5 protein-coding genes are annotated in these 6,079 nt (G+C 45.0%); 2 read left to right on the forward strand and 3 right to left on the reverse strand.

Annotated features, from left to right (window positions below):
• The first annotated feature begins 10 nt into the window (after positions 1–10).
• Together rsmD and X919_RS0113610 are read left to right on the forward strand one after the other, a co-directional pair.
• Positions 11–553 carry a 16S rRNA (guanine(966)-N(2))-methyltransferase RsmD gene (gene rsmD / locus X919_RS0113605; protein WP_028900582.1) on the forward strand — a complete coding sequence of 181 codons (543 nt, stop codon included), beginning with the start codon at positions 11–13 and terminating at the stop codon, positions 551–553.
• Positions 554–623: 70 nt separating this feature from the next.
• Positions 624–1,919: an NAD(P)/FAD-dependent oxidoreductase gene (locus X919_RS0113610; protein WP_028900583.1), complete on the forward strand. Its 1,296-nt coding sequence runs from the start codon at positions 624–626 to the stop codon at positions 1,917–1,919.
• A 141-nt stretch (positions 1,920–2,060) separates the two neighbouring features.
• Here the strand turns inward: X919_RS0113610 and X919_RS0113615 are convergent, their stop codons facing one another.
• The 3 genes from X919_RS0113615 to X919_RS0113625 are packed head-to-tail and all read right to left on the reverse strand — an operon-like array spanning position 2,061 to position 5,702.
• Positions 2,061–3,788 carry an acyl-CoA dehydrogenase family protein gene (locus tag X919_RS0113615; protein WP_028900584.1) on the reverse strand — a complete coding sequence of 576 codons (1,728 nt, stop codon included), beginning with the start codon at positions 3,786–3,788 and terminating at the stop codon, positions 2,061–2,063.
• Positions 3,789–3,795: 7 nt separating this feature from the next.
• Positions 3,796–4,818, reverse strand: a complete 1,023-nt coding sequence (locus X919_RS0113620; RefSeq protein ID WP_028900585.1) for an electron transfer flavoprotein subunit alpha/FixB family protein — start codon at positions 4,816–4,818, stop codon at positions 3,796–3,798.
• A gap of 14 nt (positions 4,819–4,832) precedes the next feature.
• Positions 4,833–5,702, reverse strand: a complete 870-nt coding sequence (locus tag X919_RS0113625; protein WP_028900586.1) for an electron transfer flavoprotein subunit beta/FixA family protein — start codon at positions 5,700–5,702, stop codon at positions 4,833–4,835.
• Positions 5,703–6,079: the final 377 nt, after the last annotated feature.

Consider the following 6,079-nt stretch of genomic DNA (forward strand, 5'->3'; position numbering starts at 1 on the left):
GGCTAAAATAATGAGAATTATAACAGGTCTTTATAAGGGGCGGCATTTTGACATTCCACGCACATTTAAAGCCCGTCCAACAACAGATTTCGCCAAAGAAAACATTTTCAATGTGCTACAAGGCTACATAGATTTCGATGATTTGACTGCACTCGATCTCTTTGCTGGCACAGGGAGTATTTCATTAGAATTGGTCAGTCGTGGGTGTCAACAGGTAGTGAGCGTAGAAGCTGATCGCGATCACGCAGCCTTCATTCGACAATGTTTTGCAAAATTGGGTGTCGCCAATCAGTTACTCATTCGCGGAGATGTATTCAAATTTTTGAAAACATGTCGACAATCATTTGATTTCATCTTTGCCGATCCACCCTACAATTTGAAAGAACTGCCCCTTTTACCTGATCTTATCTTAGAAAACACACTATTAAAGCCAAAAGGATTATTGGTGTTCGAGCATGGAAAAGATTATGATTTCTCGCACCATCCGCGCTTCGTGGAGCACCGACAATATGGAAGTGTCAACTTTTCAATCTTCCAACAAAATAATATATAGACATCACCATCTGGCATTGTAGTATTTAGGATATAAGAGAAAAATAAAAGACTGATTTAAATTAAAGGATATGAGAGCAAATATACGAAGAAATCTCCTCCATAGGATTGTGATTGTAGGAGGTGGATTAGGTGGCTTAAGAATTGCAATGGGGCTTAAAAATAAAGGCTATCAAATAGTGTTAATCGATAAAAACAACTATAATCAGTTCCCGCCACTCATCTATCAGATTGCCTCTTCTGGCATTGAGCCCAGTAATGTATCATTCCCCTTTCGCCGTATTTTCCAAGGATGTGAAAACTTCTTTTTCAGGATGGGTGAAGTTCTTTTTATTGATGAAAAGGAGAAAGCTATTAGAACAACTTTTGGAACTGTACACTATGATGAGCTCATTTTAGCAGCTGGCGCAACAACTAATTTCTTTGGCAATGCACATTTTGAGCATAACACCTTGCCAATGAAAACTGTTGACGATGCCATTCACCTGCGCAACACCATTTTAGAGCGGTTAGAAATGGCGGAAACAGAAGATAATCCAGAACACAGGCAAGCATTCATGAACATTGTCATTGTGGGAGGAGGACCATCAGGTGTAGAAATTGCTGGAGCCTTAGCCGAAATGAAACGTACTGTTTTACCACGTGACTACGCCGATTTAGATGCTTCACAAATGCACATCTACCTTGTGAATGCAGCTGACCGTTTACTTTCTACCATGGATAAGGCCTCTTCTGAAAAAGCCGAGAAAGGACTGAAAGAACTTGGTGTAGAGATTATGAACAATTGTATGGCCATGGATTATACCAATAGCCAACTTATATTAAAAGACCATACTCCCCTTACTTCTAAAACAGTGATTTGGGTGAGCGGTATTAAGGCCAACACTATTGGTGGCATCCCCTCAACAAGCATAGGTCGTGGCGCACGTATATTAGTGGATCGCTATAATCGTGTGAAGGGCATGCAAGATGTTTATGCCATTGGTGATCAATGCTTGGTGGAAGGTGATGAACTCTATCCTTATGGACATCCACAATTAGCACAAGTAGCTATTCAGCAAGCTGCCAATGTTGCTGCCAACATCGAACGCTTGCAAAATGATAAACCGATGCGCCCTTTCAGCTATAATAATGTAGGTGTCATGGCTACCATTGGCCGTAAAAAAGCTGTAGTAGAAATTGGTAAATTAAAATTTGGTGGCTTCTTTGCCTGGTTATTGTGGCTCATTGTACATTTACGCTCTATCTTAGGAGTGCGCAACAAAACTATTGTGCTACTGAATTGGATGTGGAGCTATCTCAATTATAAACAAAGTTTACGCCTCATATTTAGGCCAAAGGAAGATAAAGAGAATTCCTTACCCTAAACGATTTCTATGATGTCCTGCCTCATAGTGGTTAGATACTTTCTATGGCAAAATGCGCATTGAGCGTGCATATTAGCATATAAAAACGGCAGCAAGGTGAATTTACCTTACTGCCGTTATCCTTTTCCAAGAGTGGGCTTCCTATTCTGACTCCTTATCGCTCATTTCATTCGCGAAATAGCATAAATCTTCAGCTTTGAATGCTTCGATATAAGCAGCCTTACCTATAACATTCTCTTCGGCCATACGAACATACACGTTTGCACTGGTCTTAAACAATTCTGGCGATTTTGAGGCGTCGCTGATGATGAGTAAAGACATGATTATCTCTGCTGTCATATCATAGAGACGACGAGCAAGGAAATCCTTCTCATCTTGACATTCGCTACTATTGACTTTCTCTAAAGCTTTTTCATAAAGTGTCACCAATTGGGCTATGCGCATCTGCAAAGGTTTCATATCGTCACTGACATTCTCGACTAACATCTCCTTCATAATACCAAGATAAGTACCATTGGTGATGTAGCGGGCAGCAGCCACAACTTGCAATTGCGTAGTACCTTCGTAAATGGAGAAGATACGCGCATCACGATAAAGACGCTGTGCCTTGTACTCCATGATAAAGCCTGACCCCCCATGTACTGAGATAGCGTCATAAGTATTCTGATTCACGTATTCAGAGTTCATGCCCTTCGCCACTGGTGTGAAAGCATCGGCCAGACGATTGTATTTTTTCATCTCTTGACGCTCCTCGGGCGTGAGTTTACGATCACGCGAGATATCATCCAATGCCTTGTAGAGATCAACGTAGCGTGCTGTCATATAGAGTAACGAGCGACCTGCATCGAGCTTTGCTTTCATGCGCGATAGCATATCGTACACTGCAGGGAAAGTAATAATCTTCTTGCCAAATTGTACACGCTCCTGTGCATAGGACAAAGCTTCATTGTAAGCCTCTTGACTCACCCCCACACTCTGCGCAGCAATGCCCAAACGAGCACCATTCATTAAGGCCATAACATATTTGATAAGGCCTAATTTACGATCACCTACGAGTTCACATTTAGCATTCTTATATACCAACTCACAGGTGGGCGAGCCATGGATGCCGAGCTTGTTTTCGATATGGCGCACGTCAACGCCACCATCATGCTTATCGTAGATAAACATTGAGAGCCCTCGACCATCGCCCGTTCCCTCTTCAGAACGTGCAAGAACTAAATGCAAATCAGAGTCGCCATTGGTTATGAAACGCTTCACACCATTGAGACGCCAAGTACCATCGGTATCCTGTGTGGCCTTGAGCATCACGCGTTGGAGATCAGATCCTGCATCGGGCTCAGTTAAATCCATCGACATAGTTTCTCCAGCAGCAATGCGTGGAATATATTTCTTACGCTGTTCTTCGCTACCAAACTCATAGAGCGTATCAATGCACGACTGCAGCGACCACAGGTTTTGGAAGCCGCCATCGGCAGCAGCAATCATCTCGGATGCCATCGAGAACACTGTGTTGGGCAGATTCAACCCATTGTAACGACGCGGCATCGAAACACCCCATAAGCCAGCTTGTCGCGTAGCTTCAAAGTTTTCGAGCGTCTTTGAGGCATAGAGCATGCGACCATTCTCCAAATGCGGTCCTTCTAAATCAACAGCTTCGGCGTTTGCAGCAATGATATTAGCTGCAACATCGCCTGTAATGTCGAGCATACGTTTGTAGTTTTCTATCGCGTCTTCATAGTTGATGGGTGCTTCGTCGTAAGTTGCCACATCAGCATAGTTGCGTTCCTTCAGCTCAACGATACGCTCCATAAGCGGATGGTTGAGATGAAATTCAATCTCAGGATGATCTGTATAATAATTTGCCATAATTGCGCTATTTAGAATTTTGTTTATAGTATTTAATGAGTTTGGGGACTACTTCCTCGACTGTACCATGAATAACGTAGTCGGCAATCTTGTTGATAGGTGCATCGGAGTCGTTGTTAATCGAGATAATGATGCCGCTATCTTGCATACCAGCGATGTGCTGGATTTGCCCCGAGATGCCGCAAGCGATGTAGACTTTCGGATGCACGGTAACGCCTGTCTGACCTATTTGCCGATCATGGTCAATCCATCCCGCATCCACGGCAGCACGACTCGCGCCCACTTCGCCATGTAGTTCTTTAGCCAGCTTAAAGAGTAAATCAAAGCCCTCCTTGCTGCCAACGCCGTAGCCACCAGCCACTACGATAGGTGCACCTTTGAGGTTGTGCTTAGCAGCCTCGACATGGCGTTCGATGACCTTCACTACATAATCCTCGTCTGGCACATAGTTTGCCACATCAGGATAAACCACCTCACCCTTAGCCTGGCCTGTATATAAAGCCTTTTGCATAACGCCTGAACGTACTGTTGCCATTTGTGGACGATGGTCGGGGTTGACAATCGTGGCAACGATATTGCCACCAAAGGCCGGGCGTATCTGGTAGAGCAGGTTTGCATAGTGTTTACCTGTTTTCTTTTCGTCATAGTCGCCAATCTCGAGCTGTGTACAGTCAGCTGTCAAACCTGAAGTGAGTGACGAGCTAACACGAGGACCTAAATCGCGGCCAATGACCGTTGCACCGAGCAAGCAAATCTGAGGTTTTTCCTCCTTAAATAAATTAACGAGAATATCGGTATGGGGCGCTGAGGTGTAGGGAAACAACCCCACGCCATCAAACACAAACAATTTGTCAACACCATAGGGAAGAATCTGCTCTTCTACGTGGCCTTTGATACCCGACCCAGCTGCAATAGCATGCAGTTCGACGCCCAATTGGTTGGCCAATTTGCGTCCTTTAGTGAGTAATTCTTGCGAAACCTCCTGCACGGTGGTTCCTTCTATCTCGCAATATACAAATACGTTGTTCATCATTGTTGTTTTGTCTAACCAATAATCTTTTCCTCTAACAGTTCCTTCACTAACCCCTCAACGTCAGCATCGCTACTGGTGAGCGTCTGGCTTTCCTTAGCCTGGAACACAATGTTCTGCACTGTTTTCACCTTCGTCGGTGAACCTGCTAAGCCACACTGCGCCTCATCGGCTCCACAATCAGCAATACTCCATTGGCCGAGCGTAAGATAGGGGCGCTCTTCATAGAGCCGTGACCAGGGTTCATCGCCCTTGCGCTCCATGGGACAGGTGGCATATTTATATTTCATCACACGCTTGGCGTTGCATGGGCGTGCTGCAGCAGCACTGCCATTGACTGTGATGAGCACTGGTAGAGGTGTTTCAACAGTTTCCACACCGCCGTCAATAGCACGACGTATCGTGGCCTTTCCAGCTTCAACCTTCACCACTTCCTCAGCATAAGTCACTTGGTTGAGCCCCAATTTCTGCGCCACCTGAGGGCCTACTTGAGCAGTATCGCCGTCGATGGCCTGGCGTCCACCAATCACCAAGTCGACACCACCAATCTTCTCAATACCCTTAGCCAGGAAATAGGATGTGGCCAAGGTGTCTGCGCCAGCACTCTTACGATCGGTGAGCAACCACCCCTCGTCGGCGCCGCGGTAGAGTCCTTGACGAATAATCTCTCCTGCGCGGGGAGGTCCCATGGTGAGAATGCCCACTGTTGAACCTGGATTTTGGTCTTTAATACGTAACGCTTGTTCGAGCGCATTTAAATCTTCTGGGTTGAAGATGGCAGGCAGGGCTGCACGATTCACCGTTCCTTCGGCGGTCATCGCATCCTTACCCACATTCCGCGTGTCGGGTACTTGCTTGGCAAGCACAACAATTCTTAGTTTCATTGTATGATTGTTTATGATATATAATCTCTTCTTAGTTGCCTCGCAAAAGTACGCCTTTTTTGTCGTCCCACCAATTAAAAAAGCATAAAAAGCCATCCTCAATCGTATCGTGCCGCCATTTGCTGTCCATTCCTACCCAAAACCGAGTAATTCAAGCCATTGCTTGCATTCCATTTCTCCCAATACTGATCTATTCGAGCCATCACTTGCTTTCCGACTCATTCAAAACAGGCTCATTCAAGTCAACACTTGTACCCTATCCCACTCAAAATAGATCCATTCTATCTATTGTTTGTGACTACCTTTACCCAAGGTAGTACCATTCTATCTATTGTTTGTGACTACCTTTGCCCAAGGTAGTACCATTCTATCTATTG

This window comes from Prevotella sp. HJM029, assembly GCF_000599605.1.
In the GTDB taxonomy this organism is placed as follows: Bacteria; Bacteroidota; Bacteroidia; order Bacteroidales; family Bacteroidaceae; genus Prevotella.